Raw genomic sequence first — 25152 nt, 5'->3', positions numbered from 1 at the left:
ATCTGCTCCAGTCAAATTTTAGATATTTCTAATGTATCTGGGAGCTTCTCTGCCAAACGAGAATCGGAAAAATTCCCGTGAGGAATTATCGATGCTGCCTTGAAGAGGATTTATACTTGAATGCGCGGACATCGCAAGTGTTGACCGCGCGCTGAAATACCGCCGAAGAACATACCCTTCCAGGCGGTCGCTCTATATATTATGCTTAAGTGATATATATCGAAGCGATACGTGAGAAGCCGGCAAAGATGACCAGGCCTCGCACACTGGCACGCTGCCGGTAGAACCGGCAGCGTCGGCGATTTCAGCTCAGGTGGTTTCGACCTTCTTGGGCTTGGTCGAGCCGATCATCTTCCAGTTCTTGTAGAACATCGAATTGATGCGCTCGACGCTGACGGAGACAACAGCGAGCATGCCTGCTATCAATCTCGGGAATGGGGACGGCCTGATAATGTCCATGAACACGCAGTAGCGGCGGCCGTCATATTCGTTGACCGAGCGGTGCAGCAGCGTGTCGTCGAAAATGAACTGCGGATTGTCATACCAGTAGTTCTTGACGTTGCCGCACTCGACGAAGATTTCGGCTTTGACCGGGATCAGGTTGTAGAGGATGCGCAGGCTGAGCCGCAGCGGACCGAAATGCCAGGAGGTCGATTCGCGTTTGCTGAAGACCGATACAGCGATGGTCTTGATGTATTTGAAGTCCTTGTTGAACTCGGCGACGTTGTCGATCTTGTGCTTGCCGTACCACTGGTAGACATACATGCCGCGCCGGCCGGCGCCGAAATTGGCGTCGATGTCGGCGATGATCTCGTCCTTGCGGGCCTTGAAGATGTCCAGGACCTCATTGACCTCGCGCTGATAGTCTTCCGGAAACTGCTCCAGCTTCCAGACACCGGGGTTCCGGTAGCAAAGCAGATCGACCAGCAGGTTGAAGGGCGACAGCAGCCAGGTGAACAGGCCGTTGCCAAGGAAGTAGCCCGAGAACAGCGCCAGATCCTTCCTGTCGTTGCGCAGCACGTCGATCAGGCCGCAAACGATGAAGATCGACGTCAGGATGGGGATGAAATAGAAGCCAAGGGCGAGAAGCGGTACGGCGATGGCGAATTTGCGAAGGGATTTGCGAAGAGCTTTTGTCATTTTTCCACGCGCCGAGCGCGATCCTGTTGCGAATGAGTGTGCCAAATCACGGCAACGACCACCGCCCGGTCGTGCGCCTTGATAAGGTTTTTTGGGTCGCCGCACAACGCCACGACTTTGTGGCTTGGCAGTTGCCTGGTGAAATTTGCCGGCTTCCGTCAATGCACCGCCGGCAAGCCGAGCTCGTCCCATTTTTCCCTGGCCACGGGATCGCCGACCAGGAACTCAAAGCCGATGACGCTTGCGCCGTCTGATGCGAGCTGGCATTTGAATTTTAGATTATACCAGTTTCTACGGCTGCGAAAAGCCGCGCCGTCGGCGGCGATTGTGGTGCCTCCGACTTTCTCCTCGGCCGTCGCGTAAGGCACGACGCGCTCTGGCTGAAAGTCCGCGCGCCAATGCCGAATCTGGTCCATGGCCTCCAGATTACACAATTGCACCATGCGCTCGTCGGAAGCGAAGGTCTTGAGATCGGCGCGCGCCTGCCGGCTGCGCGGATCGGCAAGCGTCTTGGCTGACAGCATTTGGGTCGGCCGGATCATCGCCGGAGCGGTGGGCTGTCGAGGTTGAGGAACACTCGGGGCCGGTGGCGGCGCTGATGGGAGCGTCGGGGCTCGAGCCTCAGGCACTGGAGAGGGAGCCGGTGCCGACGGCGGCCTTGTCGAGGCCTCGAACTGCCGCGGCGTCAGAATGTCGACCGACACCCGCTCCTCTTCCAGCCGCTTCGGCCGTTTTGGCAGCGGCATAAGCGCCAGCGTGGCGGCGAGCATCGCGTGGAGAACGACCGAGGTTGAAATGCCCCAAGGCGAGGCCTCGCTTCGAAGCGTCACGACCACCGGGCCACGCAAGCCTGCTATTCCCGCTCTTTGCGCAGCTTCGCCCAATAGTCGAGCCGCTTGCGGATATCGCGCTCGAAGCCGCGCTCAGGCGGATCATAGAAGGTCTGGCGGCCCATCTTCTCCGGAAAATAGTCCTGACCCGAAAAAGCATCCGGCTCATCGTGATCGTAGCGGTAGCCAGCGCCGTAATCCTCTTCCTTCATCAGCTTGGTCGGCGCGTTGAGGATATGCTTGGGCGGCAGCAGCGAGCCATGCTCCTTGGCAGCGCGCGTGGCCGCCTTGAAGGCAGTGTAGACGGCATTGGATTTGGGCGCGGTGGCGAGATAGACGGTGGCCTCGGCAAAGGCGAGTTCGCCCTCCGGCGAGCCCAGATAGTCATAGGCGTCCTTGGCGGCGTTGGCGATGACCAGCGCCTGCGGATCGGCAAGGCCGATGTCCTCCATCGCCATGCGCACCAGCCGGCGGCCGAGATAGAGCGGATCCTCGCCGGCATCGAACATGCGGGCGAGATAGTAGAGTGCGGCATCGGGATCGGAGCCACGCACCGATTTGTGCAGCGCCGAGATCAAATTGTAGTGGCCGTCCTGGCCCTTGTCGTAAATTGGCGCGCGGCGCTGCACGATGCGCTGCAGCCCTTCGGGATCGAAGACCTCGCCAGGCTTGGCGGCACGCCAGACTTCCTCGGCGAGCGTCAGCGAGGCGCGTCCATCGCCATCGCTCATGCGGATCAGCATCACCCGCGCGTCTTCGTCGAGCGGAAGCGCCCTGCCCTCCGTCTCCTCCGCGCGCATCATCAACTTGGCGATGCTCTCCTCGCCAAGCGAATGAAAGACCATGACGCGCGCGCGCGACAGCAAGGCGGCGTTCAGTTCGAAGGATGGATTCTCGGTTGTCGCGCCAACTAGGACAACCGTCCCATCCTCCATGACAGGGAGAAAGGAATCCTGCTGGGCGCGGTTGAAGCGATGGATCTCGTCGACGAAAAGCAGGGTCTGGCGGCCGTTGGCGCGGCGCAGCTTGGCCGCCTCGAACACCTTCTTCAGGTCAGCGACGCCGGAGAAGACCGCCGATATCTGCTCGAAGGCAAGGCTGGTCTCGCCGGCGAGCAGCCTCGCCACCGTGGTCTTGCCGGTTCCGGGGGGGCCCCAGAAGATCATCGAGCCGAGCGAACCAGAGCCGATCAAACGGGTCAGGGCGCCATCGGGACCGGTCAGGTGCTCCTGGCCGACGACCTCGCCAAGGTGCCTCGGCCGCAACCGGTCGGCAAGCGGCCGCCCGGGCGGCGCCTTCTCCGGTTCATCGACACTGAACAGATCGGCCATGTAGGTCTTCTGGTTGGAGCATGATCGCTCTCTTTTTGGAGCATGATCTTATACGAAAACCGGTTCCCACTTTTCGGGATCATGCTCTGAAGATGGGGCGATCAGCTTAATAGCGCAACACCTGGCGCAGTATCTGCCCGCCGCGCTCGACGGTAAAGCGCCACCAGCGCGTATCCTGCTGGGCTATCTGCGCCAGCGTCGCGGCGGTGTCGATGGTGGTGCCGTTGACCTCGCGCACGATGTCGCCCGGCTGGAAGCCGAAATCGGCGGCCGGCGAATCACGGTTGATGTCGATCACCGTCACGCCCTTGAGGTCGGTGCGCAGGCCGAGCTTCTGCGCAAGCCGCGGCGACAGTTCGGCGACCTTGGCGCCCGAGAACGGGCTGCGGCCATGCAGCGTCACTTCCGTGGCTTTTGCACCCTCCGGCGCGCGCTCCAGCGCAATGTCCATGGCGGCATGCTGGCCCTTGGTCAGGATGGCGAAATTCGCCTTGGTGCCGATCGACAGCGTCGCCATGCGATAGTCCAGCGCCTCGATGCTCTCGACGGGCTTGCCGTTGATCTGCAGCACGACATCGCCCGCCTTCAGCCCCGCCTTGCCGGCAGGTCCCGTGGCCTCGACAGAAGAGACAAGAGCCCCGGTCGGCTTTTCCATACCGAGCGATTCGGCGATCTGCGGCGTCACCGCTTCGAACTCGGCGCCGATATAGGGGCGTTCGAAGAAGTCGAGACCTGCCTTGGCGGCATCGGCGAAAGCCCGCACCATGTTGGCGGGGATGGCAAAGCCGATGCCGATCGAGCCGCCGCTGCGGCTGTAGATAGCGGTATTGATGCCAACCAGCTGGCCGCCCATGTTGATCAGCGCGCCGCCGGAATTGCCGGGATTGATGGCGGCGTCGGTCTGGATGAAATAGCCCGAATCCGAGACGCCGATATGGCTGCGGGCCAATGCGGAGACGATGCCGCTGGTGGTGGTCTGGCCGACGCCGAAGGGATTGCCGATGGCCAGCACCAGGTCGCCGACCTCGAGCGCGTCGGAATCGCCAATGGCGATGACCGGGAACGGCTTGTCGGATTCGATCTTGAGCACGGCGAGATCCAGCGTTTCGTCCTTGAGCATGACCTTGCTGGTGAATTCACGGCCATCGGCGGTTGCCACCTTGACCTCATCGGCATCCTTGATGACGTGGAAGTTGGTGACGACGACGCCGCTCGGATCGACGAGCACGCCCGATCCCAGCGACGACTGCGCGCGCGGCTGCGCACGGCCGAAAAACTCCTCGAAGAACGGGTCGCCCTCAAAAGGCGACGTCACCTTGGCTGTCTGCGATGCATAGACGTTGACCACGGCGGGCGCGGTCTGCTTGACCAGAGGAGCGAACGAGAGCTGCACTTCCTCGCGGCCGAACGGCACCCGCTTGTCCGGGCCGGAGGTCGAGTTTTCGCCCTCGACGCCGTGCAACAGGTCGGTCAGCACATCGGAGAGACCAGGATCAGCCTTGGGAGCGGCGGCGTCCTCGGCAAGCGCTTGCCTCACTGCCGGCGCGGCTGCGAACACCATGAAGGCGCAGAGCAGAACAAGGGACAGTCTTTTGGCGCGCATTCGCGAATCCTCCAAGGCAAGTTCGGGCGCATTGTCCCGACGATTGTGCAAAATGAAAGGCTAAGCCCCTGAAATCCGATTATTTTTAGCAGCAAAAGAGCTACAGCTGAACTTGAAACCGAAAACCTCGCCGGACCTCATGAAAACACAACTGGTGTCATTCCGTGACTTTTTGAAGACCGGCAGATTGGGTGCGGTCTCTCCTGATATGACAATGGCCGAGATTGCCGACGTGATCGGCATACCTGAGCATGCCGAACCGGACTACTGGACGTTCGGAAAACTCGAAATCTCCTTTGATGTCGAGCCGCCTTACCGGATGAACTGGTTTCAAATCGAAGAGGCCGGTTACCTCAAAGGCGATTTGGAGGCTCTCACCGATCGCTTGGTACTTTCCCTCGACGGCTTCAGCGGAAAGACAAAGCCATCAGAGTTCCTGGAGGCCGGCCTTTGGACACCAGATCAGGCCAAGGTTTTCTACGCCGCGTCCGGCTATGACATCGGGATGAATATCTGCGCCGGAACTATCCAGATGCATTTTCATGTGCCCACCGACTTCATCGCCGACCAAGACGCCGAAGCATATTTGAGCGCGTCCTCCCCGTCGCAATCGATGGCGAAAATCGACTCCCGAGCCGTCCTCGACAGTATCTATTCATACCCGCACCCGAAGACTGAAGAGGTACCGGGTGCATTCGATTGGAAGCTGTTGAGCGGAAGCCAGTACCTGGCGCTGGCCGATGGACGGCAAACCTGACGAACAAAAAAGGGGCCCGCAGGCCCCTTTAGTTCTCTCCGGAAAGACCGAGCCTTATGCGGCTGCGGCCTCGTCGGTGCCTTCGGCTTCGATGCGGGCGCGGTCGCCGGCGCCCTTGGCCGAGGTGTCGCGATCGACGAATTCGATGACGGCCATCGCGGCATTGTCGCCGTGACGGAAGCCCGCCTTCATGATGCGCAGGTAGCCGCCATTGCGGTTGGCGTAGCGCGGCGCGATCGTGTCGAACAGGCGCTTGACGACGCCTTCATTGCCGATCTGGGCAATGACCTGGCGGCGGGCGTGCAGGTCGCCGCGCTTGCCGAGCGTCACCAGCTTCTCGACGATCGGACGCAGGTCCTTCGCCTTCGGCAGGGTGGTGACGATCTGCTCGTGCTCGAGCAGCGACACGGCGAGGTTGGCGAACATCGACTTGCGATGGCTAATGCTTCGGGCGAAGCGGCGGCCTTTGAAACCGTGGCGCATGGCTCTTTTCCTTCTTCAGTTGTTCAAGAGGCCGCGGCCCCTGATGGTTTTCCGCATGACCGTCGGATCGGGCGGCCCACGCCGCCGATCCTTGGAATTCATGCTCAATATTGGTCTTCGTAACGCTTGGCGAGGTCTTCGATGTTTTCCGGCGGCCAGTCCGGCACTTCCATGCCGAGATGGAGGCCCATCGCCGCGAGCACTTCCTTGATCTCGTTCAGCGACTTGCGGCCGAAGTTCGGGGTGCGCAGCATCTCGGCTTCGGTCTTCTGGATGAGATCGCCGATGTAGACGATGTTGTCGTTCTTCAGGCAGTTGGCCGAACGCACCGAAAGCTCGAGTTCGTCGACCTTCTTGAGCAGCGCCGGGTTGAAGGCGAGCTCGGTGACGGCTTCCGCCGCGACTTCCTTCTGCGGCTCGTCGAAGTTGACGAACAGGCCAAGCTGGTCCTGCAGGATGCGGGCGGCGAAAGCCACCGCGTCCTCGCCCGAGATCGAACCGTCGGTCTCGATGGTCATGGTCAGCTTGTCATAATCGAGAACCTGGCCCTCGCGGGTGTTCTCGACCTTGTAGGAGACCTTCTTGACCGGCGAATAGAGGCTGTCGACCGGGATCAGGCCGATCGGCGCGTCCTCGGCGCGGTTGCGCTCGGCCGGCACGTAACCCTTGCCGGTGTCGACGGTGAACTCCATGCGGATTTCAGCGCCCTCGTCCAGCGTGCAGATGACGTGGTCCGGGTTAAGAATCTCGACGTCGCCAACTGTCTGGATGTCGCCTGCAAGAACCGCACCCGGTCCCTGCTTGCGCACGACCATGCGCTTGGGGCCATCGCCTTCCATGCGGATGGCGATTTCCTTGATGTTGAGGACGATGTCGGTCACGTCCTCGCGCACGCCGGCGATGGACGAGAATTCATGCAGGACGCCGTCGATCTGCACGGCGGTAACGGCCGCACCGCGCAGCGAAGACAGGAGCACCCGGCGCAGCGCGTTGCCGAGGGTGAGGCCAAAGCCGCGCTCGAGCGGCTCGGCGACCAGCGTGGTCAGCGTCTTCTTCTTCGACGAGAACTCGATCTTGTTCGGCTTGATCAGTTCCTGCCAATTTTTCTGGATCATGATGCTTTCCTTCCGTTGACCCGCCACCATCCAATCGTGGCGGGCGACCTGGAATACCGCGGAGGAACGCCCTGTGAGCGTTCGCGCGGCGTTCGATAAATTTAGACGCGGCGCTTCTTGCGCGGGCGGCAGCCATTGTGCGGGATCGGCGTCACATCACGGATCGAGGTGATGGTGAAGCCGGCCGCCTGCAGGGCGCGCAGTGCCGATTCACGACCGGAGCCAGGTCCGCAGACCTCGACTTCGAGCATGCGCATGCCGTGTTCCTGGGCCTTCTTGGCAACGTCCTCGGCGGCCATCTGGGCGGCGAACGGGGTCGACTTGCGCGAACCCTTGAAGCCCTGGGCACCGGCCGACGACCAGGCGATCGAATTGCCCTGCGCGTCGGTGATGGTGATCATCGTGTTGTTGAAGGTCGAATTGACGTGGGCAACGCCCGACGAGATATTCTTGCGTTCGCGACGGCGAACACGAGCGGCTTCCTTGGCCATGATAGTCCTTTCAGTTGATCTCTACACCGCCGTAATGCCAGCGGCTCCACCTAGGAGAAGGCAGTAGGGGAACATGGCAATAGGGCAGTATGTCTGCCGATCCTATTGCCTTACTGCCCTACTCCCTTACTGTCCTAAATTACTTCTTCTTGCCGGCGATCGACTTGGCCGGGCCCTTGCGGGTGCGTGCATTGGTGTGCGTGCGCTGGCCGCGAACCGGCAGCGAGCGACGGTGACGCAGGCCGCGGTAGCAACCGAGGTCCATGAGACGCTTGATGTTCATCGACACTTCGCGGCGCAGATCGCCCTCGACCTGGTAGTCGCGGTCGATGGTCTCGCGGATCTGCAGCACTTCCGCGTCGGTCAGCTGGTTGACGCGACGCTCGGCCGGGATGCCGACCTTGTCGACGATCTCCTGGGCGAACTTCTTGCCAATGCCGTGAATGTACTGGAGCGCGATGACGACGCGCTTGTTGGTCGGAATGTTAACGCCGGCTATACGAGCCATGTTCTTCTCTTCTCCATTTGGACCGGTCGACCTTCAAAACGAGGCAGGCCCGGCGCTGTCAAAGTTGCCCCGCGTCCGGTGGAGGCCGGCCCCTGCGGGAGTTTCCAGTTCAAAGCGACTGCCTTGCCCTTGCGGACAAGCAAAGTTCGCGCCTGATAGGAAGACGGGCCGCCATACCGCAGCGGGCCGCTCCCGTCAAGCCTAATCGTTAATTCCCTTACCGCGCCTTGGCGGTCGCAACCAGCACGGCTTCGATCTCGGCGGTGACCGCGTCGATGCTGGCCATGCCGTCGACCGTCTTGAGCTTGCCCTTGGCGTAGTAGTAGCCGGTCAGCGGAGCGGTCTTCTTGTAGTACTCCCGCAGGCGCTCTTCGAACACCGCCGGATTGTCGTCCTTGCGCACCGGGTGGCCGGCGGCCTTGGCGTCCTCGGCGCGCTTGACGATGCGGCCGACGAGAGCCCTGTCGTCGACAACCAGCTCGATGACCGTATCGAGACCTATGCCCCGCTGCGAAAGCATCCGATCAACCGCGTCGGCCTGTACCAGCGTGCGCGGGTAGCCGTCGAGGATGAAGCCCTTGGCGCAGTCGGCCTGGTCGATGCGCTCGGCGACGATGGCGTTGACGATGGCGTCGGAAACCAGTTCCCCGGCATCCATCACCGCCTTCGCACGCTTGCCGACCTCGGTACCGGCCTGGACGGCGGCACGCAGCATGTCGCCCGTCGAAAGCTGGGGTATGCCGTGTTTGTCTACCAGTCTTTGTGCTTGTGTCCCCTTGCCCGCTCCTGGCGGCCCAAGCAATATCAACCTCATCTGGCTTTCTTCCCCCCGCGCAGCTTCGACTTCTTGATCAGGCCTTCATACTGGTGCGCGATCAGGTGGCCCTGAATCTGCGCAACCGTATCGAGCGTGACACTGACCACGATCAGAAGCGATGTGCCACCAAGGTAGAATGGTACGCCAGTCGCCGAGATCAGGAACTCCGGCAGCAGGCACACCAGCACCAGGTAGATGGCGCCGACGACGGTGATGCGGGTGAGAACGTAATCGATGTAATCGGCGGTTCGCTCGCCCGGACGATAGCCCGGGATGAAGCCCGAATGCTTCTTGAGCTGGTCGGCGGTGTCCTTCGGATTGAAGACAATCGCTGTGTAGAAGAAGGCGAAGAACACGATCATCGCCGCGTAGAATGCCATGTAGAGCGGCTGGCCGTGGCCAAGCGAAGCCAGGATGGTGCTCGCCCAGGCCGGCATGTTGGTCGCCTGCGAGAAGCCGGCGACTGTGGCCGGCAGCAGCAGCAGCGAGGAAGCGAAGATCGGCGGGATGACGCCCGACGTGTTAAGCTTCAGCGGCAAGTGCGAAGTATCGCCCTGGAACATGCGGTTGCCGACCTGGCGCTTCGGATACTGGATCAGCAGGCGGCGCTGGGCGCGCTCGAAGAACACGATGAGCGCGATGACGACAATGGCCAGGACGATGATCGCCAGTATCAGGCCGGTCGACAGGGCGCCGGTGCGGCCGAGTTCCAGAGTGCCCGAGATAGCATGCGGCAGGCCGGCGACGATGCCGGAGAAGATGATCAGCGAAATGCCGTTGCCAATGCCGCGCGCTGTGATCTGCTCGCCAAGCCACATCAGGAACATGGTGCCGCCGACCAGCGTGACGACGGTGGAGATGCGGAAGAACATGCCGGGATCGCTGACGATGCCGTTGCCGTTCTCGAGACCCACGGAAATGCCATAGGCCTGCACCAGTGCCAGCAGCACGGTGCCGTAACGCGTGTACTGGTTGATGACCTTGCGGCCCTGCTCGCCTTCCTTCTTCAGCGCTTCCAGCGACGGGATGACCGACGTCATCAGCTGCATGATGATGGAGGCGGAGATGTACGGCATGATGCCGAGTGCGAAGATAGCCATGCGCTGCACGGCGCCGCCGGCGAACATGTTGAACATGCCGAGCACGCCCTTGCTCTGCGAGGAGAAGGCCTGGGCGAAGGCGTCGGGGTTGATGCCGGGAAGCGGGATGTAGGTGCCGAGGCGGTACACAAGCAACGCGCCAATGGTGAACCAGATGCGTTTCTTGAGATCCTCCGCCTTGGCGAAGGCCGAGAAATTCAGATTCGAGGCTAGTTGTTCAGCAGCCGAAGCCATGCCTGATTCTCCGCTTGGTAACGCTTGATGGCCCGTGAGGTCAGGCGGTGCGTTTCACCGAAGCTCACGAGATAAGCTCCGGGCTCTAAACATGCAAGCGGCCGCGTTGACGCGGCCGCTTAATTGAGCAGATCAAAGCGCAATCGTGAGCAGAACGGGATCCCGTTTCCGCCGATCACGCTTCAAATTGCCGTTACTCGGCAGCTGCCTTTTCAGGCAATTTGACCGAGCCGCCGGCCTTTTCGATCTTCTCGATCGCAGCCTTGGAAGCACCGGCCACGTCGAAGGCGAGCTTCGCCTTGAGTTCGCCATCGGACAGCACGCGCACGCCGTCCTTGACGCGGCGGATAACACCGGCGGCGACAAGCGCCTCGGCCGTCACGGTTGCCTTGGCGTCGAGCTTCTTGGCATCGACGGCTTCCTGGATGCGGGCCAGCGAGACGACAACGAAGCTCTTGGCGAAGAGGTTATTGAAGCCACGCTTCGGCAGGCGCCTGTAGAGCGGCATCTGGCCACCCTCGAAGCCGTTGATGGCGACGCCGGAGCGTGCCTTCTGGCCCTTGACGCCGCGACCGGCGGTCTTGCCCGAGCCGGAACCGATGCCGCGGCCGAGACGCTTCTTGGAATGCGTCGCGCCGTCCTTGTCACGCAGATCATTGAGTTTCATCTGAGTTCTCCTGCGCTTTGGCTCAGCCCTCGTCCACGACGCGGACGAGATGCTGAACGGCGGCGATCATGCCGCGCACGGAAGGCGTATCTTCCAGCGTGCGCTGCTTGTGCATCTTGTTGAGGCCGAGGCCGACCAGCGTCGCGCGCTGTTCCTTCGGACGGCGGATCGGCGAACCGATCTGCTCAACGGTGATGGTCTTGGTTGCTTTCTTGGCCATGGTCAAAATCCCTGGTCAGATCGACTATTCTTCAGCCGCAACGGCGGTGCCGCGGCGGGCCTGAAGGGTCGAATACTTGATGCCGCGCGCAGCAGCCACATCCTTGGGATGCATCTGGCTCTTCAGCGCGTCGAAGGTGGCGCGAACCATGTTGTAGGGGTTCGACGACCCCATCGACTTGGCGACCACGTCATGCATGCCGAGCGTCTCGAAGACGGCGCGCATCGGGCCGCCAGCGATGATGCCGGTACCCTGCTTGGCGGCGCGCAGCAGAACACGTCCGGCGCCCCAGCGTCCTTCGACGTCATGGTGCAGCGTACGGCCTGAGCGCAGCGGCACGAAGATCATGTCGCGCTTTGCCGATTCGGTTGCCTTGCGGATGGCCTCCGGCACTTCGCGTGCCTTGCCGTGACCGAAGCCGACGCGGCCTTTCTGGTCGCCGACAACGACGAGTGCGGCGAAGCCGAAGCGGCGGCCACCCTTGACGACCTTGGCGACGCGATTGATGTGGACCAGCTTGTCCACCATCCCGTCGTCGCGCTCTTCGCGCTCACGCTCGCGGCCGCGGCCGCCTTCCCTACGTTCCTGTGCCATATCCTGTTCCTTGTTCTTTTCCGGAAGCACGGGTTGCTGATTGCCGGCGTCGCTTTGGGTCGCCGACGGTGAATTTCTCTCCTTTGCATGATCTTATCCGAAAAGTCTGCAACTTTTCGGGATCATGCGTCAGAAGCTGAGGCCGCCTTCGCGGGCAGCTTCAGCCAGCGCCTTGACACGGCCGTGATAGATGTACGGGCCACGGTCGAAGACGACTTCCTTGACGCCGGCCTTGGCGGCACGCTCGGCGATCAGCTTGCCGATCGCGGCGGCGGCGGCTGTGTCGGCCCCGGTCTTGAGCGAACCCTTGAGGTCCTTCTCCAGCGTCGAGGCGGCGGCGATGGTGTGGCCCTTGGCGTCGTCGATGACCTGCACGTAGATGTTCTTAGACGTGCGATGAACCGACAGACGCGGGCGGTCGCCGGCGACCTTCTTGATCTGGCGGCGGACGCGCTGCGCACGACGCTGAATGGCTTCCTTGATACCCATGATGGTCTTCCTTGCCTTCACAAAACGGGGGCCGCCATATGCGGCAGGCGAAAAGCGCCTCCCGCGACCGCTCCCCGCGGCGTTACAGTTCGTTGGCTTGGCCCCTTCCGAAAAGTCCGCGACTTCCCGGGGCCAGGCCTATTACTTCTTCTTGCCTTCCTTGCGGACGATCTTCTCGCCAGCGTAGCGGACGCCCTTGCCCTTGTAGGGCTCGGGGCCACGGTATTCGCGGATCTCCGCAGCCACCTGGCCGACCTGCTGCTTGTCGATGCCGGCAACGGTGATCTCGGTCGGCTTAGGCACGGTGATGGTGATGCCGGCCGGCGTCTCGTAGACGACGTCATGGCTGAAGCCAAGTGCCAGCTGCAGGTTCTTGCCCTGCAAGGCGGCGCGATAGCCGACGCCGGTGATTTCGAGCTTCTTCTCGAAACCGTCCTTGACGCCGTGCAGGATGTTGACGATCTGCGTGCGCGACATGCCCCACTTCGAGCGGGCGGTCTTGGTCTGGTCGCGAGGCTGGACAGCGATCTCGCTGCCTTCCATCTTGACCAGGACTTCGTCGTTCACCACGAACTTCAGCTCGCCCTTGGGGCCCTTCGCCGTCACGGTCTGGCCGTTGACGGTCGCGGTCACGCCCTGCGGCAGCGAAACGGGTTTCTTTCCAATACGAGACATTTTGTTGTCCTCGTCACTTCTCTTGTTTCAGGTCTCTGTCTTCGGAACGATCCGAAGACCGGATTCCACTTTGCGGTCAGCTGCCAGATCAGAAGATCTGGCAGAGGATCTCGCCGCCGACGTTCTGTTCGCGAGCTTCGTGATCTGCCATCACGCCCTTCGGCGTCGAAAGGATGGCGATGCCGAGGCCGTTGGCGACGTGCGGGATCGACTTGGCCGAGACGTAAACGCGGCGGCCAGGCTTCGAGACGCGGGCGATTTCGCGCACGACCGGAGCCCCGTCGAAATACTTCAGCTCGATCTCGATTTCGGACTTGCCGTTGTCGAAGTCGGTCTGGCTGTAGTCGCGGATATAGCCTTCAGCCTTCAGCACGTCGAGGACGCGGGTGCGCAGACGCGAGGCCGGCGTCGAGACACTCGACTTCTTGCGGCCATAGGCGTTGCGGATGCGGGTCAGCATATCGCCGAGAGGATCGCTCAATGACATGTTATGTCCTCCTTACCAGCTCGACTTGACCAGGCCCGGGATCTGGCCGTTGTTGCCGAGATCACGAAGCGCGATGCGCGATACTTTGAGCTTGCGATAGTAGGCACGCGGACGGCCGGTGACTTCGCAGCGGTTGCGGATGCGGATCTTGGCCGAGTTGCGCGGCAGGGCAGCAAGCTTGAGCTGAGCGCGGAAGCGCTCCTCCATCGGCTTGGACTGGTCCATGATGATCGCCTTCAGGGCAGCGCGCTTGGGACCGTACTGGTCGGCAAGCTTGCGGCGCCTGTTGTTCTTCTCGACTGAGCTGGTCTTTGCCATTTCAGATTTTTCCTTTTCTCGCTGCCGTTACTGGCGGAAGGGGAAGTTGAAAGCCTTGAGCAATGCCCGGGCTTCGTCGTCCGTCTTCGCAGTCGTACAAACGATGACGTCCATGCCCCAGATCTGATCAACCTTGTCGTAGTTGATCTCCGGGAACACGATGTGCTCCTTGATGCCCATGGCGTAGTTGCCACGGCCATCGAAGCTCTTTGGGTTCAGTCCGCGAAAGTCGCGGACGCGCGGCAGCGCGATGTTCACGAGGCGGTCGAGGAACTCGTACATACGTTCCTTGCGCAGCGTGACCTTGGCGCCGATCGGCATGTTCTCGCGGACCTTGAAGCCTGCGATCGAATTGCGGGCGCGGGTGACGACGGCCTTCTGGCCGGCGATCATCGCAAGGTCCTCGGCGGCAACCGAGGGCTTCTTGGAATCGGCGGTCGCTTCGCCAACGCCCATGTTCAGCACGATCTTGTCGAGGCGCGGAACCTGCATGTCGTTGTCGTAGCCGAACTGCTCCTGCAGCGCCTTGCGGATGGTCTCGTTGTAGACCTGCTTCAGACGCGGCGTGTTGGCGGCAGTCGCCTGCTTGGTTTGAGCCTTAGCCATTGATGACTTCTCCCGAGCGCTTGGCGACGCGCACCTTCTTGCCGTCCTTCTGGAAGATGAAACCGACGCGGGTCGGCTTGCCATCCTTGGGGTCGGCCAGCGCGATGTTCGACAGCTGGATCGGCGCTTCCTTGGTGATGATCCCGCCCTCTTGGGACTGGGACTGCTTCTGGTGACGACGGATCATGTTGACGCCGCGCACCAGCGCGGTGTCATCCTTCGGCTGAACCGAGAGGACTTCGCCCGAACGGCCCTTGTCCTTGCCGGCCAGCACGACGACCTTGTCGCCTTTTCTAATCTTTTGCATTGGTCCGGCTCCTTACAGCACTTCAGGCGCGAGCGAGATGATCTTCATGTGGTTCTTGGCGCGGAGTTCGCGCGGAACCGGTCCGAAGATACGCGTGCCGATCGGCTCTTTCTTGTTGTCGACGAGAACGGCCGCGTTCTTGTCGAAACGGATCACGCTGCCGTCCGGGCGGCGGATGTCCTTGGCCGTGCGAACCACGACCGCCTTCATCACATCGCCCTTCTTAACGCGGCCGCGCGGAATGGCTTCCTTGATGGACACCACGATGATGTCGCCCACGGAAGCGTATTTCCGCTTCGAGCCGCCCAGCACCTTGATGCACATGACACGACGCGCGCCGGAATTATCCGCCACGTCGAGGTTTGTTTGCATCTGAATCATGACTGGCCGCCTTCTTCTTTTCTAACGGGACGGGTTCTTCACCCCTCCCCGGTCTGTCCAAAATTCGTTTGTTTACGCCTGGTCCGAAGAGACCACGATCCAGCGCTTGTCCTTGGAAATCGGCTTCGATTCCTGGATGAACACCTGATCGCCAACCTTGTGGGCGTTGTTCTCGTCGTGCGCCTTGTACTTCTTGGTCATGCGCACGGTCTTCTTCATCACGGGATGCGTGAAGCGCCGTTCGACCTTGACGACAACCGTCTTCTCGTTCTTGTCGCTGACGACGGTGCCCTGCAGAATGCGCTTTGGCATGGTTTTCGTCCTTAAGCCTTCTTGGCCGCGGACTTTTCCGCAGCGATGGTCTTGATACGCGCAATGTCCTTACGAACCTGCCTCACGCGCGCGGTCTTCTCGAGCTGGCCGGTGGCCTTCTGGAAGCGCAGGTTGAACTGCTCCTTCTTCAGGCTGGCCAGGTCGTCGGTCAGCTGGTCCTGGGTCTTGGTCCGGATGTCTTCGGCTTTCATGATCAGCCCGTCCTTATTCTGCGATGCGCTGTACGAAGCGCGTCCTGACCGAGAGCTTGGCCGCGCCGAGACGCAGCGCCTCACGGGCGGTTTCTTCACTGACGCCGTCGATCTCGAACATGATGCGGCCCGGCTTGACGCGCGCCGCCCAGTAGTCGACGGCACCCTTGCCCTTGCCCATGCGGACTTCGGTCGGCTTCGACGTGACCGGCAGATCCGGGAAAATACGGATCCAGACACGGCCAGCGCGCTTCATTTCGCGAGTGATCGCGCGGCGGGCCGCCTCGATCTCACGCGCGGTGACGCGGTTCGGCTCAAGCGCCTTCAGCCCGAAACCACCGAAATCCAGGTTGGTGCCGCCCTTTGCGGTACCATGGATACGGCCCTTGAACTGCTTGCGGAACTTTGTGCGCTTTGGCTGCAGCATCGTTCTAACTCCAAATTCCTAAATGTCTCAGGCGTTTTCGCGACGACGACCGCGTTCGCGATCACCACCACCGCCATGCGCGGCGTCACCCTCGGTGGCGCGACGTTCCGAAGCCATCGGATCGTGCTCGAGGATCTCGCCCTTGAATACCCAGACCTTCACGCCGCAGATGCCGTACGCCGTATTCGCCTCGGCGGTGCCGTAGTCGACATCGGCGCGCAGCGTGTGCAGCGGCACGCGGCCTTCGCGGTACCACTCCATGCGCGCGATTTCGGCGCCGCCGAGACGGCCCGAGCAGTTGATGCGGATGCCTTCGGCACCGAGGCGCATCGCCGACTGCACGGCGCGCTTCATGGCGCGGCGGAACGCGATACGGCGCTCGAGCTGCTGGGCGATCGACTGGGCGACCAGGGTCGCGTCGATTTCCGGCTTGCGCACTTCGACGATGTTGAGGTGCGTCTCGGACTTCGTCATCTCCATCAGCTTCTTGCGAAGCTTCTCGATGTCGGCGCCCTTCTTGCCGATGATCAGGCCCGGGCGCGCCGCATGGATGGTGACGCGGCACTTCTTGTGCGGACGCTCGATCACGACCTTGGAGATCGCGGCCTGCTTGAGTTCCTTCTCAAGATACTTGCGGATCTTGATGTCCTCATGCAGCAGCTTGCCGTACTCGCCGGTGTTCGCGAACCAGCGCGAATCCCAGGTGCGGTTGATGCCGAGGCGAAGACCGATCGGATTGACTTTCTGGCCCATTATGCGGCCTCCCCTTTTTCTTCGACTTCACGAACGACGATCGTGAGGTGCGAGAACGGCTTCTCGATACGGCTGGCGCGACCACGACCACGAGCGTGGAACCGCTTCATGACAATCGACTTGCCGACATAGGCTTCCGCCACCACCAGCGCATCGACATCGAGGTCGTGGTTGTTTTCCGCGTTGGCGATCGCCGATTCCAGCGTCTTCTTGACCGTGCCGGAAATCCGCTTGGCCGAGAATTCGAGGTCGGAAAGCGCTGTCGCGACCTTCTTGCCGCGGATAAGCGCGGCAACGAGGTTCAGCTTCTGCGGGCTGATACGGATCGTGCGCAACACGGCGCGCGCTTCGTTGTCAGCAAGCCTGCGCGGAGCTTTGGCCTTGCCCATGATTATTTCCTCTTCGCCTTCTTATCCGCGCCGTGACCGTAATAAGTCCGCGTCGGAGCGAATTCACCGAACTTATGACCGACCATGTCCTCGTTCACCGAAACGGGAACATGCTTCTGGCCGTTGTAGACACCGAAGGTGAAGCCGACGAACTGCGGCAGGATGGTGGAGCGGCGGCTCCACATCTTGATCACCTCATTGCGACCACCTTCACGAACCTTGTCCACCTTCTTGAGAAGGTAGCCGTCGATGAAGGGGCCTTTCCAAATAGAACGAGTCACTTGGCGTTACCTCTTCTTAGCTCTTGCGCTGATGGCGCGAGCGCAGGATGAACTTGTCGGTCGCCTTGTTGGACCGCGTCTTCTTGCCCTTGGTCGGCTTGCCCCACGGGCTGACCGGATGACGGCCACCGGAGGTGCGGCCTTCACCACCGCCGTGCGGATGGTCGACCGGATTCATGGTCACGCCGCGATTGTGCGGACGCTTGCCACGCCAAACCGTGCGGCCGGCTTTGCCGTCGTTGATGTTGCCGTGGTCGGGGTTCGACACGGCGCCGACGGTGGCCATGCAGGAGCCGTGAACGACACGCTGCTCGCCCGAATTGAGGCGCAGGATCGCCATGCCCTGGTCGCGACCGACGAGCTGTGCGTAACCGCCGGCCGAACGGGCAACCTGGGCGCCCTTGCCTGGCTTCAGCTCGATGTTGTGGACGATCGTGCCGACCGGCATCGATGCCAGCGGCATCGCATTGCCTGGCTTCACGTCGACCGCTTCGCCGGCCACGATCTTGTCGCCGGCGGCGAGGCGCTGCGGGGCGATGATGTAGGACAGCTCGCCATCGTCGTACTTGATCAGCGCGATGAAGGCGGTGCGGTTCGGATCGTATTCAATGCGCTCGACCGTGCCGACGACGTCGAACTTGCGGCGCTTGAAGTCGATGATGCGGTACGAACGCTTGTGACCACCGCCGATGAAGCGGGCGGTGATGCGGCCGTGATTGTTGCGGCCGCCCGACTTGGTCAGGCCCTCGGTCAGGCCCTTGACGGGCTTGCCCTTGTAGAGGCCCGAGCGGTCGACGATAACCAGCTGTCGGGTGCTCGGCGTTACCGGGTTGAATTTTTTCAGTGCCATTGTTGTTGTCCTCGCGGCCTAGCTCAGAGACCCGTCGCGACGTCGATCGACTGGCCGTCGGCCAGCGTCACGATCGCCTTCTTGACGTCGCTCTGGCGGCCGATCGTGCCGCGGAAGCGCTTGATCTTGCCCTTGCGGACAAGTGTGTTCACGGCCATCACCTTGACGCCGAACAGCGCTTCGACGGCGGCCTTGATTTCCGGCTTCGACGCCTTCTTGGCGACGTTGAAGACGACCTGGTTCTGCTCGGAAGCCATGGTCGACTTTTCAGTGATCGCCGGGCTGACGATCACGTCGTAGTGACGAAGGTCGGTCATTTAAAGCGCTCCTCGAGAGCCTCGACGGCGGCCTTGGAAAGGACCAGCGTGCCGCGGCGCAGAATGTCGTAGACGTTGATGCCCTGGATGGGCAGCACGTCGATGTTGGGAATGTTGGTCGCTGCCAGCTTGAAGTTCTTGTCAAGCTCGGCGCCGCCAATCACCAAGGCGTTGGTCAGGCCCAGCGTCGCGAAATTCGCGATCAGCGCCTTGGTCTTGGCCTCGGTCAGCTTCAGTTCGTCGATGACGATGATCGAAGCGCTCTTGGCCTTGGCCGAGAGAGCATGCTTGAGGCCAAGCGCACGAACCTTCTTGGGCAGATCGTGCTCATGACTGCGAACAACCGGGCCGTGGGCCTTGCCGCCGCCACGGAACTGCGGAGCGCGTGCCGAATGGTGGCGGGCGCGGCCCGTACCCTTCTGCTTGTACATCTTGGCGCCGGTGCGCGCGATTTCGGCGCGGCCCTTGGACTTGTGCGTGCCCTGCTGCTTCTTGGCAAGCTGCCAGCGCACGACGCGCTGCAGAATGTCCTCGCGCGGGTCAAGGCCGAAAATCCCGTCAGAGAGTTCCACCTTGCCGGCGTCTTTACCGCCGAGCGTTGTGATCTTGAGATCCATTATTCCGCTCCCTCTGTGGCCGGAGCCTCATTCTTCGTGGCGGCGCGGATCGCGGCAGGCTTCGGCGCATTGGCCGGCAGTGCCACCTTGGCCGCGTCGCGGACCAGGATCCAAGCGCCCTTCGATCCGGGAACCGCTCCGCGGATCAGGATCAGGCCGCGATCAGCGTCGGTCGAAACGATCTCGACATTCTGTGTGGTGACGCGGGTGTCGCCCATGTGGCCAGCCATATGCTTGCCCTTGAACACCTTGCCCGGGTCCTGACGCTGGCCGGTCGAACCGTGCGTACGGTGCGAGACCGAGTTACCGTGCGTCGCGCGGCCACCACCCATGTGGTGGCGCTTGATGACGCCCTGGAAGCCCTTGCCGATCGTCGTGCCCGTCACATCGACCTTCTGGCCGGCGACGAAGTGCTCGACGGTGATCTCGGCGCCGACATCGATCATGTTGTCGGCGGAGACGCGGAACTCAGCAACCTTCGCCTTGGGCTCGACGGAAGCGGTCGCGAAATGGCCGCGCAGCGCCTTCGACGTGTTCTTCACCTTGGCGAGGCCAACGCCGAGCTGAACGGCGGTGTAGCCATTCTTCTCCTGCGTGCGCTGCGCCACGACCTGGCAGTTCTCCATCTGGAGAACGGTGACGGGAACATGTTCCCCGGCATCGTTGTAGATGCGGGTCATTCCCACCTTCTTTGCAATCACACCTGAACGCATCGGTTCAATTCCTTTAGAGTTCCGGGCCAGGGGCACCGCCCCTCACCGCGCTCTCATTCCCTTAGAGCTTGATCTCGACATCGACGCCGGCGGCCAGATCGAGCTTCATCAAAGCATCGACTGTCTGCGGGGTCGGATCGACGATGTCGAGCAGACGCTTGTGCGTGCGCATCTCGAACTGCTCGCGGCTCTTCTTGTCGACGTGAGGCGACCGGTTGACCGTGAATTTTTCGATCCGCGTCGGCAGCGGAATGGGGCCGCGGACGTTTGCTCCGGTGCGCTTTGCCGTCGACACGATTTCTTTCGTCGAGGCGTCGAGCACGCGGTGATCAAACGCCTTCAGGCGGATGCGGATATTCTGTCCGTTCATGCGTCACTTCCTTGTTCTGGCGCGGCGCGGGCAACTCCGCGCCCGCGACAGATCGGTTTAAGTCTAATTATTCTTTAATGGTGACGACGATGCCGGCACCGACGGTGCGGCCGCCTTCACGGATGGCGAAGCGCAGCTTCTCTTCCATGGCGATCGGCACGATCAGCTCGACATCGACCGTGATGTTGTCGCCAGGCATCACCATCTCGGTGCCGGCCGGCAGCGACACGATGCCGGTCACGTCAGTCGTGCGGAAGTAGAACTGCGGACGGTAGTTGGTGAAGAACGGCGTGTGGCGGCCACCTTCGTCTTTGGTCAGGATGTAGGCTTCGGCCACGAACTTCTTGTGCGGCTTCACCGTACCGGGCTTGGCCAGAACCTGGCCGCGCTCGACACCTTCACGGTCAACGCCACGCAGCAGCGCGCCGATGTTGTCGCCAGCCTGGCCCTGATCGAGCAGCTTGCGGAACATCTCGACGCCCGTGCAGGTCGTCTTGGTCGTCGGACGGATGCCGATGATCTCGAGTTCCTCGCCAACCTTGACCACGCCGCGCTCGACGCGGCCGGTCACGACCGTGCCACGGCCCGAGATCGAGAACACGTCCTCGATCGGCATCAGGAACGGCTTGTCGAGCGGGCGAACCGGCGTCGGGATGTAGGCGTCGACCTGAGCCATCAGCTCGCGGATCGCGTCCTCGCCGATCGTCTTGTTCGAATCCTCGAGAGCAGCCAGCGCCGAACCCTTGACGATCGGAATGTCGTCGCCCGGGAATTCGTTCTTCGACAGAAGCTCGCGAACCTCGAGCTCGACCAGTTCGAGCAGCTCGGCGTCGTCGACCTGGTCGACCTTGTTCAGGAACACCACGATCGACGGCACGCCGACCTGACGGGCAAGCAGGATGTGCTCGCGGGTCTGCGGCATCGGGCCGTCGGCGGCCGACACGACCAGGATCGCGCCGTCCATCTGCGCCGCACCGGTGATCATGTTCTTCACATAGTCGGCGTGGCCGGGGCAGTCGACGTGAGCGTAGTGGCGGTTGGCCGTCTCGTATTCGACGTGAGCCGTCGAGATCGTGATGCCGCGTGCCTTCTCTTCCGGCGCCGCATCGATCTGGTCGTAGCGCTTGTACTCGCCAAAATACTTCGTGATCGCCGCCGTCAGCGACGTCTTGCCATGGTCAACGTGACCAATCGTGCCGATGTTCACATGAGGCTTAGTGCGCTCGAATTTACCTTTTGCCATAGTCTCTTTCCTTGGACGGCCTTGACCTTCAGTTCAGTCGAATGCGGGGCGATTAGCGACAAAGGCCAAAAAACACAAGCGTCTTTTGGCCGGGTGCCGTCTCACTCAGTCCGAACCTGGGATCCGATTGCGGGGATGTGGCGCTGATATAGGAAGGCAATGGGTGAAATGGAATGGGTGCCCGGCCGATCGATAGGACCCGGCATCCAAGGCTTCTGCCCGCCAATCCCTGTCTGGTTCACGGCCAGTTGATGGCCCATTGCGGCGGCAGCAGAGGTCTGATCTCCTGACGCCATGCATTTCATCCCTGCCTCGATCCGCGGCCCGCTGTTCATGATCGTCTCGACCGGGTCGTATCTTGTCAACGATACGATGATGAAGCTCGCGACGGCTGGCTTGCCATCCTACGAGGTGCTGTTCCTGCGCGGGGTCGCGGCAACGCTGTGGGGCTTCCCGCTGCTGTTCCTGCTGGGCTACGGCAAGCAGATCCCACTGATCTTCGACGGCCATGTGCTGCGTAGGAACCTGCTCGAGATGGCGGCGATCCTTTGTTATGTCGTGGCGCTCGCCAACATGCAGATCGCGGATTCCACGGCGCTTGGACAAATCACGCCGCTGCTGATGCTGGTCGGCTCGTCGATCCTTTTTGGCGAGCGCATCGGTGGACAGCGCATGGCGCTGATCGGGCTCGGCTTCATCGGCGCGCTGATGGTGGCGCAGCCGACCATGCAAGGCATTTCGGTCTACGCGCTGCTGGCGCTCGGCAATGCGGCGCTGGCAGCCGCGCGCGACCTTGCCGGCAGACGTGTCCCGGCCGAAGTGCCGGGGATGATCGTGGCGATTTCCGCTGTCGTGGTGGTGCTGATCGGAGCGGGCGCGGCGCATCTGGCGTCAGAGCGCTGGGTCATGCCTGAGGCGCGCCATCTGCTGCTGATGGCCGGTGCCGGGTTTTTCCTGATCTTCGGCCACTTCTTCATCTTCATGGCCTACCGCGTCGGGCCGACCAGCGCGGTGGCGCCGTTCTATTACAGCTTCACCGTCTGGGCCGTCATTTCGGGCCTGCTGGTGTTCGGGCAGTTCCCCAATGCGCTGGCGGTCTGCGGCATCCTGCTGGTGGTGGGCAGCGGGCTGACCATCGTGTCGCTGGACCAGCGCAAGCGCCGGCTGACCTTGGTCGCGTAGCATCAGCAATAGACAAGCCTGAAGGCGGCCTTGCCTCCTCGGCGGAAATTCGAATTTCAGACGATCCGGCTGGCCCTAGATCCGGCGCCCGCTGAACTGATGGTAGGCCCACAGGACAACCACCGCGCCAACCACCGCGACGATCAGGCTGGAGATGTTCAGGCCGGTAACACCCACGCCAAAGATCTGGCTGCAGATCACACCGCCGACGATGGCACCGACAATGCCGAGCACGATATCCATGATCAGGCCCTGGCCGGTCTTGTTGACGATCTTGCTGCCAAGGAACCCGGCGATAGCGCCGAGAATGATCCAGCTGATGATACCCATTTTTTCCTCTCCATCCCCCGCCGGTCCGACATTTTCATATGATTGTCAAAAGCTCAAGCCAGCTTGAAATTCCGCCCGGATGCGCCATTGTCAGAGATGGGCTGGGCTTGGTCGAGATGGAGGATCCACTATGGGACTTTTTGACAACGCCGTTCCCGGCGGCAACATCACCAAACCGATGATGATCGCGCTCGGTGCGCTGCTGGTCGGAAAAATGCTGAGCGGCAAAAGTGCCGAACAGCCGCAAGAGGCTCCAGCACCCGCACCCACCCCCGCCGGCACGACGTCGGCCGATGGCGGCCTGCTCGGCGGCCTGGGCGGCCTGCTCGACAAGCTCAGGGATGCCGGCCAAGGCAACGTCGCCGATTCCTGGGTCGGCACCGGCCAGAACCAGTCGATCAATCCGGGCGATCTCGGCTCGGCGCTCGGTCCGGCAGTGATCCGCGAGATCGCGCAGCGCACCGGCATGAACGAGCAGGAACTGCTGCAGCAATTGTCCACCGCCCTGCCCGGCATCGTCGACAAGCTGACGCCGAACGGCCAGGTGCCGCAGCAGCATCAGGTGGCTTCCGCTTTCAACAGCTGACGCGGCTGATATCGATGCCCTGAAGCGCTGTGTGCATGGTCGCGCAGCGTCTGGGCCGAGCAGTGTCCGGGTTGCCGATCGTGGGGATCAGTATCTGGAGCGGGTAGCGGGAATCGAACCCGCATATTCAGCTTGGAAGGCTGCTGCTCTACCACTGAGCTATACCCGCGCCTTGCACTGAAGTACCGGATTCACGGGAAAAGCGCCATGCGCTTTTCGTTTCCGATGCTTTTCGCGTTTCAGGGCTTCCGGGCCGGCAGTGGTGGAGAGGGTTGGATTCGAACCAACGTAAGCTAAGCTAACGGATTTACAGTCCGTCCCCTTTAACCACTCGGGCACCTCTCCAGTCTGCCGCCGGAGCCATGCAACGAGGCATTCTTGCCGATCCCGGAGCCCGAGATAGATGTCTTCTCCGAAATCAGCGAAGCGCCTTATGGCGGCAAGGCCAGTGGGTGTCAACCGCGTGGCCAGGCTTTTTCGATGTTGGTCGCCGGCTGCGGCGACGGGCCATATCGCTGGCCGCGGGAGACAGCTATAGAAGCTGGCCATGAGCAATAAGACCAACACCCCGAAAGACACCCATTACGCCAAGCTGCGCCGCGCCTTTCGCGACGAGAAAAGCGGCGGCGCGCCAGCGTTCCGGCCACGCCAGCCGGTGCCGCCGGGCGAAAACGCCGCGGACGGCCTGGTGCGGCTTTATGGCCTCCACACGGTGCGGGCGGCACTCGACAATCCGCGCCGCAAGATTCGGAAAATGCTGGTGACGCGCAATGCGGCCGAGCGTCTCGAGATAGCAGACCTCGCCGTCCTGCCCTTCACGGCGGAACTGGTCGAACCCAGGGACATCGACAAGATCACCGGGTCGGACGCCGTGCATCAGGGCGTGCTGATCGAGGCGGAGCCGCTAAAAGCGAAGCGCCTCGACGCGCTCGGTGACACGAGGCTGGTGCTGGTGCTCGACCAGGTCACCGATCCGCATAATGTCGGCGCCATCCTGCGATCGGCGGTCGCCTTCGGCGCCGGTGCGCTGATCACCACCGCGCGCCACAGCCCCCAGGAATCGGGCGTGCTGGCCAAATCCGCCTCCGGCGCGCTGGAGCATATCGACCAGATCGAGGTGAAGAACCTGGCCGACGCGCTCGGGCAGTTGCACGAGGCCGGCTTTCAGACGATCGGGCTTGATTCGGATGGACCGGCGGAACTCGAAACGAGCTTTTCGGGCGGCAGGATAGCGCTAGTGCTTGGCGCCGAGGGCAAAGGCCTGCGCCAGAAGACGCGCGAGACGGTGACGACGCTGGCGCGGCTCGATATGCCCGGTGCGATCCGCTCGCTCAATGTGTCGAATGCCGCGGCGGTCAGCCTTTATGCAGCACGGGCATTCTTGAAGCGCGGCTGAGCCCGCAGCGACAGTCCTTGC

The 25152-nt window shown here is 62.0% G+C and carries 37 protein-coding genes and 2 tRNA genes; 4 read left to right on the top strand and 35 right to left on the bottom strand.

Going from position 1 to position 25152, the window contains the following annotated elements; all coding sequences use genetic code 11:
• Positions 1 to 309: 309 nt before the first annotated feature.
• The 4 genes from A3AU_RS0104880 to A3AU_RS0104865 form a co-directional block, all read right to left on the bottom strand.
• Entirely contained in the window at positions 310 to 1140 is an 831-nt protein-coding gene (locus A3AU_RS0104880) for an aspartyl/asparaginyl beta-hydroxylase domain-containing protein (RefSeq protein WP_027051785.1), read from the bottom strand.
• A 158-nt stretch (positions 1141 to 1298) separates the two neighbouring features.
• Positions 1299 to 1664, bottom strand: coding sequence for a DUF930 domain-containing protein (locus A3AU_RS01000000134925; protein WP_245235416.1), 366 nt, complete (start codon positions 1662 to 1664; stop codon positions 1299 to 1301).
• A gap of 329 nt (positions 1665 to 1993) precedes the next feature.
• Complete coding sequence (locus tag A3AU_RS0104870) at positions 1994 to 3301, bottom strand: replication-associated recombination protein A (RefSeq protein ID WP_027051783.1); 1308 nt, start codon at positions 3299 to 3301, stop codon at positions 1994 to 1996.
• A 106-nt stretch (positions 3302 to 3407) separates the two neighbouring features.
• A complete protein-coding gene (locus A3AU_RS0104865; RefSeq protein WP_027051782.1) occupies positions 3408 to 4904 on the bottom strand; it encodes a DegQ family serine endoprotease in 1497 nt (498 codons plus the stop codon).
• Positions 4905 to 5043: 139 nt separating this feature from the next.
• Here A3AU_RS0104865 and A3AU_RS0104860 point away from each other — a divergent pair, with 139 nt between their 5' ends.
• Positions 5044 to 5661: a hypothetical protein gene (locus A3AU_RS0104860; protein ID WP_209444633.1), complete on the top strand. Its 618-nt coding sequence runs from the start codon at positions 5044 to 5046 to the stop codon at positions 5659 to 5661.
• A gap of 54 nt (positions 5662 to 5715) precedes the next feature.
• Here the strand turns inward: A3AU_RS0104860 and rplQ are convergent, their stop codons facing one another.
• The 28 genes from rplQ to tuf all read right to left on the bottom strand — a co-directional run bounded on the left by rplQ (position 5716) and on the right by tuf (position 21637).
• Positions 5716 to 6144: a 50S ribosomal protein L17 gene (gene rplQ / locus A3AU_RS0104855; RefSeq protein WP_027028848.1), complete on the bottom strand. Its 429-nt coding sequence runs from the start codon at positions 6142 to 6144 to the stop codon at positions 5716 to 5718.
• Between the two features lie 104 nt (positions 6145 to 6248).
• Positions 6249 to 7259: a DNA-directed RNA polymerase subunit alpha gene (locus A3AU_RS0104850; RefSeq protein WP_006205443.1), complete on the bottom strand. Its 1011-nt coding sequence runs from the start codon at positions 7257 to 7259 to the stop codon at positions 6249 to 6251.
• A gap of 101 nt (positions 7260 to 7360) precedes the next feature.
• On the bottom strand, positions 7361 to 7750 hold the full coding sequence (gene rpsK, locus A3AU_RS0104845) for a 30S ribosomal protein S11 (RefSeq protein WP_006205444.1): 390 nt from the start codon (positions 7748 to 7750) through the stop codon (positions 7361 to 7363).
• Positions 7751 to 7889: 139 nt separating this feature from the next.
• Positions 7890 to 8258 carry a 30S ribosomal protein S13 gene (gene rpsM / locus A3AU_RS0104840; RefSeq protein ID WP_006205445.1) on the bottom strand — a complete coding sequence of 123 codons (369 nt, stop codon included), beginning with the start codon at positions 8256 to 8258 and terminating at the stop codon, positions 7890 to 7892.
• A gap of 217 nt (positions 8259 to 8475) precedes the next feature.
• Complete coding sequence (locus A3AU_RS0104835) at positions 8476 to 9072, bottom strand: adenylate kinase (RefSeq protein WP_027051780.1); 597 nt, start codon at positions 9070 to 9072, stop codon at positions 8476 to 8478.
• Positions 9069 to 10409 (bottom strand): preprotein translocase subunit SecY, encoded by a 1341-nt coding sequence (gene secY, locus A3AU_RS0104830; protein ID WP_027051779.1) that lies wholly within the window; start codon positions 10407 to 10409, stop codon positions 9069 to 9071. Before secY ends, A3AU_RS0104835 begins: the two co-directional genes overlap by 4 nt.
• 193 nt (positions 10410 to 10602) lie before the next feature.
• A complete protein-coding gene (rplO, locus tag A3AU_RS0104825; protein ID WP_027051778.1) occupies positions 10603 to 11076 on the bottom strand; it encodes a 50S ribosomal protein L15 in 474 nt (157 codons plus the stop codon).
• A gap of 22 nt (positions 11077 to 11098) precedes the next feature.
• On the bottom strand, positions 11099 to 11296 hold the full coding sequence (gene rpmD, locus A3AU_RS0104820) for a 50S ribosomal protein L30 (RefSeq protein ID WP_006205449.1): 198 nt from the start codon (positions 11294 to 11296) through the stop codon (positions 11099 to 11101).
• Between the two features lie 24 nt (positions 11297 to 11320).
• Positions 11321 to 11890: a 30S ribosomal protein S5 gene (rpsE, locus tag A3AU_RS0104815; protein WP_027046810.1), complete on the bottom strand. Its 570-nt coding sequence runs from the start codon at positions 11888 to 11890 to the stop codon at positions 11321 to 11323.
• Positions 11891 to 12019: 129 nt separating this feature from the next.
• On the bottom strand, positions 12020 to 12379 hold the full coding sequence (rplR, locus tag A3AU_RS0104810) for a 50S ribosomal protein L18 (RefSeq protein ID WP_027051777.1): 360 nt from the start codon (positions 12377 to 12379) through the stop codon (positions 12020 to 12022).
• Between the two features lie 141 nt (positions 12380 to 12520).
• On the bottom strand, positions 12521 to 13054 hold the full coding sequence (gene rplF, locus A3AU_RS0104805) for a 50S ribosomal protein L6 (RefSeq protein WP_027051776.1): 534 nt from the start codon (positions 13052 to 13054) through the stop codon (positions 12521 to 12523).
• Positions 13055 to 13142: 88 nt separating this feature from the next.
• The gene (gene rpsH, locus A3AU_RS0104800; RefSeq protein WP_006205453.1) at positions 13143 to 13541 is read right to left on the bottom strand and encodes a 30S ribosomal protein S8; all 399 of its coding nucleotides are present in this window, start codon (positions 13539 to 13541) and stop codon (positions 13143 to 13145) included.
• 12 nt (positions 13542 to 13553) lie between these two features.
• Positions 13554 to 13859 (bottom strand): 30S ribosomal protein S14, encoded by a 306-nt coding sequence (gene rpsN, locus A3AU_RS0104795; RefSeq protein WP_010909282.1) that lies wholly within the window; start codon positions 13857 to 13859, stop codon positions 13554 to 13556.
• A 27-nt stretch (positions 13860 to 13886) separates the two neighbouring features.
• Entirely contained in the window at positions 13887 to 14465 is a 579-nt protein-coding gene (gene rplE, locus A3AU_RS0104790; RefSeq protein ID WP_051355275.1) for a 50S ribosomal protein L5, read from the bottom strand.
• Positions 14458 to 14772, bottom strand: coding sequence for a 50S ribosomal protein L24 (gene rplX, locus A3AU_RS0104785; protein WP_006205456.1), 315 nt, complete (start codon positions 14770 to 14772; stop codon positions 14458 to 14460). Before rplX ends, rplE begins: the two co-directional genes overlap by 8 nt.
• A gap of 12 nt (positions 14773 to 14784) precedes the next feature.
• Positions 14785 to 15153 (bottom strand): 50S ribosomal protein L14, encoded by a 369-nt coding sequence (gene rplN / locus A3AU_RS0104780; RefSeq protein WP_006205457.1) that lies wholly within the window; start codon positions 15151 to 15153, stop codon positions 14785 to 14787.
• Positions 15154 to 15225: 72 nt separating this feature from the next.
• Positions 15226 to 15465: a 30S ribosomal protein S17 gene (gene rpsQ / locus A3AU_RS0104775; protein WP_010909280.1), complete on the bottom strand. Its 240-nt coding sequence runs from the start codon at positions 15463 to 15465 to the stop codon at positions 15226 to 15228.
• Between the two features lie 11 nt (positions 15466 to 15476).
• The gene (gene rpmC, locus A3AU_RS0104770) at positions 15477 to 15677 is read right to left on the bottom strand and encodes a 50S ribosomal protein L29 (RefSeq protein WP_006205459.1); all 201 of its coding nucleotides are present in this window, start codon (positions 15675 to 15677) and stop codon (positions 15477 to 15479) included.
• Positions 15678 to 15690: 13 nt separating this feature from the next.
• A complete protein-coding gene (gene rplP / locus A3AU_RS0104765; RefSeq protein WP_010909279.1) occupies positions 15691 to 16104 on the bottom strand; it encodes a 50S ribosomal protein L16 in 414 nt (137 codons plus the stop codon).
• A 27-nt stretch (positions 16105 to 16131) separates the two neighbouring features.
• A complete protein-coding gene (rpsC, locus tag A3AU_RS0104760; RefSeq protein WP_010909278.1) occupies positions 16132 to 16857 on the bottom strand; it encodes a 30S ribosomal protein S3 in 726 nt (241 codons plus the stop codon).
• The gene (gene rplV, locus A3AU_RS0104755) at positions 16857 to 17246 is read right to left on the bottom strand and encodes a 50S ribosomal protein L22 (RefSeq protein WP_010909277.1); all 390 of its coding nucleotides are present in this window, start codon (positions 17244 to 17246) and stop codon (positions 16857 to 16859) included. The genes rpsC and rplV overlap by 1 nt, the downstream gene beginning before the upstream one ends.
• A 2-nt stretch (positions 17247 to 17248) precedes the next feature.
• A complete protein-coding gene (gene rpsS / locus A3AU_RS0104750; protein WP_006205463.1) occupies positions 17249 to 17527 on the bottom strand; it encodes a 30S ribosomal protein S19 in 279 nt (92 codons plus the stop codon).
• Positions 17528 to 17543: 16 nt separating this feature from the next.
• Positions 17544 to 18377 carry a 50S ribosomal protein L2 gene (gene rplB, locus A3AU_RS0104745; protein ID WP_013895698.1) on the bottom strand — a complete coding sequence of 278 codons (834 nt, stop codon included), beginning with the start codon at positions 18375 to 18377 and terminating at the stop codon, positions 17544 to 17546.
• 23 nt (positions 18378 to 18400) lie between these two features.
• Positions 18401 to 18694: a 50S ribosomal protein L23 gene (locus A3AU_RS0104740; protein ID WP_010909275.1), complete on the bottom strand. Its 294-nt coding sequence runs from the start codon at positions 18692 to 18694 to the stop codon at positions 18401 to 18403.
• Positions 18691 to 19311, bottom strand: coding sequence for a 50S ribosomal protein L4 (gene rplD, locus A3AU_RS0104735; RefSeq protein ID WP_027051774.1), 621 nt, complete (start codon positions 19309 to 19311; stop codon positions 18691 to 18693). The genes A3AU_RS0104740 and rplD overlap by 4 nt, the downstream gene beginning before the upstream one ends.
• Complete coding sequence (gene rplC / locus A3AU_RS0104730) at positions 19311 to 20024, bottom strand: 50S ribosomal protein L3 (protein WP_027051773.1); 714 nt, start codon at positions 20022 to 20024, stop codon at positions 19311 to 19313. Before rplC ends, rplD begins: the two co-directional genes overlap by 1 nt.
• Before the next feature lie 61 nt (positions 20025 to 20085).
• Entirely contained in the window at positions 20086 to 20394 is a 309-nt protein-coding gene (gene rpsJ, locus A3AU_RS0104725) for a 30S ribosomal protein S10 (RefSeq protein WP_010909272.1), read from the bottom strand.
• Between the two features lie 67 nt (positions 20395 to 20461).
• Positions 20462 to 21637 (bottom strand): elongation factor Tu, encoded by a 1176-nt coding sequence (tuf, locus tag A3AU_RS0104720; protein WP_010909256.1) that lies wholly within the window; start codon positions 21635 to 21637, stop codon positions 20462 to 20464.
• 294 nt (positions 21638 to 21931) lie between these two features.
• Between tuf and A3AU_RS0104715 the strand changes: the two genes are divergently transcribed.
• Positions 21932 to 22819 carry a DMT family transporter gene (locus A3AU_RS0104715; RefSeq protein WP_027051772.1) on the top strand — a complete coding sequence of 296 codons (888 nt, stop codon included), beginning with the start codon at positions 21932 to 21934 and terminating at the stop codon, positions 22817 to 22819.
• Between the two features lie 75 nt (positions 22820 to 22894).
• Here the strand turns inward: A3AU_RS0104715 and A3AU_RS0104710 are convergent, their stop codons facing one another.
• On the bottom strand, positions 22895 to 23149 hold the full coding sequence (locus tag A3AU_RS0104710; RefSeq protein WP_027051771.1) for a GlsB/YeaQ/YmgE family stress response membrane protein: 255 nt from the start codon (positions 23147 to 23149) through the stop codon (positions 22895 to 22897).
• Positions 23150 to 23279: 130 nt separating this feature from the next.
• Between A3AU_RS0104710 and A3AU_RS0104705 the strand changes: the two genes are divergently transcribed.
• Complete coding sequence (locus tag A3AU_RS0104705) at positions 23280 to 23735, top strand: YidB family protein (protein ID WP_027051770.1); 456 nt, start codon at positions 23280 to 23282, stop codon at positions 23733 to 23735.
• A 95-nt stretch (positions 23736 to 23830) separates the two neighbouring features.
• On the opposite strand, the gene A3AU_RS0104700 is transcribed toward A3AU_RS0104705, so the two are convergent.
• Positions 23831 to 23904: transfer RNA gene (locus A3AU_RS0104700), tRNA-Gly, on the bottom strand.
• Positions 23905 to 23995: 91 nt separating this feature from the next.
• Positions 23996 to 24080, bottom strand: a tRNA-Tyr gene (locus A3AU_RS0104695).
• 202 nt (positions 24081 to 24282) lie between these two features.
• Here A3AU_RS0104695 and A3AU_RS0104690 point away from each other — a divergent pair.
• Positions 24283 to 25131 (top strand): TrmH family RNA methyltransferase, encoded by an 849-nt coding sequence (locus A3AU_RS0104690; RefSeq protein ID WP_027051769.1) that lies wholly within the window; start codon positions 24283 to 24285, stop codon positions 25129 to 25131.
• The last annotated feature ends 21 nt before the right edge of the window (positions 25132 to 25152 follow it).

Source organism: Mesorhizobium erdmanii USDA 3471 (assembly GCF_000472705.1).
GTDB lineage: Bacteria > Pseudomonadota > Alphaproteobacteria > Rhizobiales > Rhizobiaceae > Mesorhizobium > Mesorhizobium erdmanii.
The sequence above is the reverse complement of the archived record's forward strand: the minus strand, read 5'-3'. Positions and strand labels throughout refer to the sequence as shown.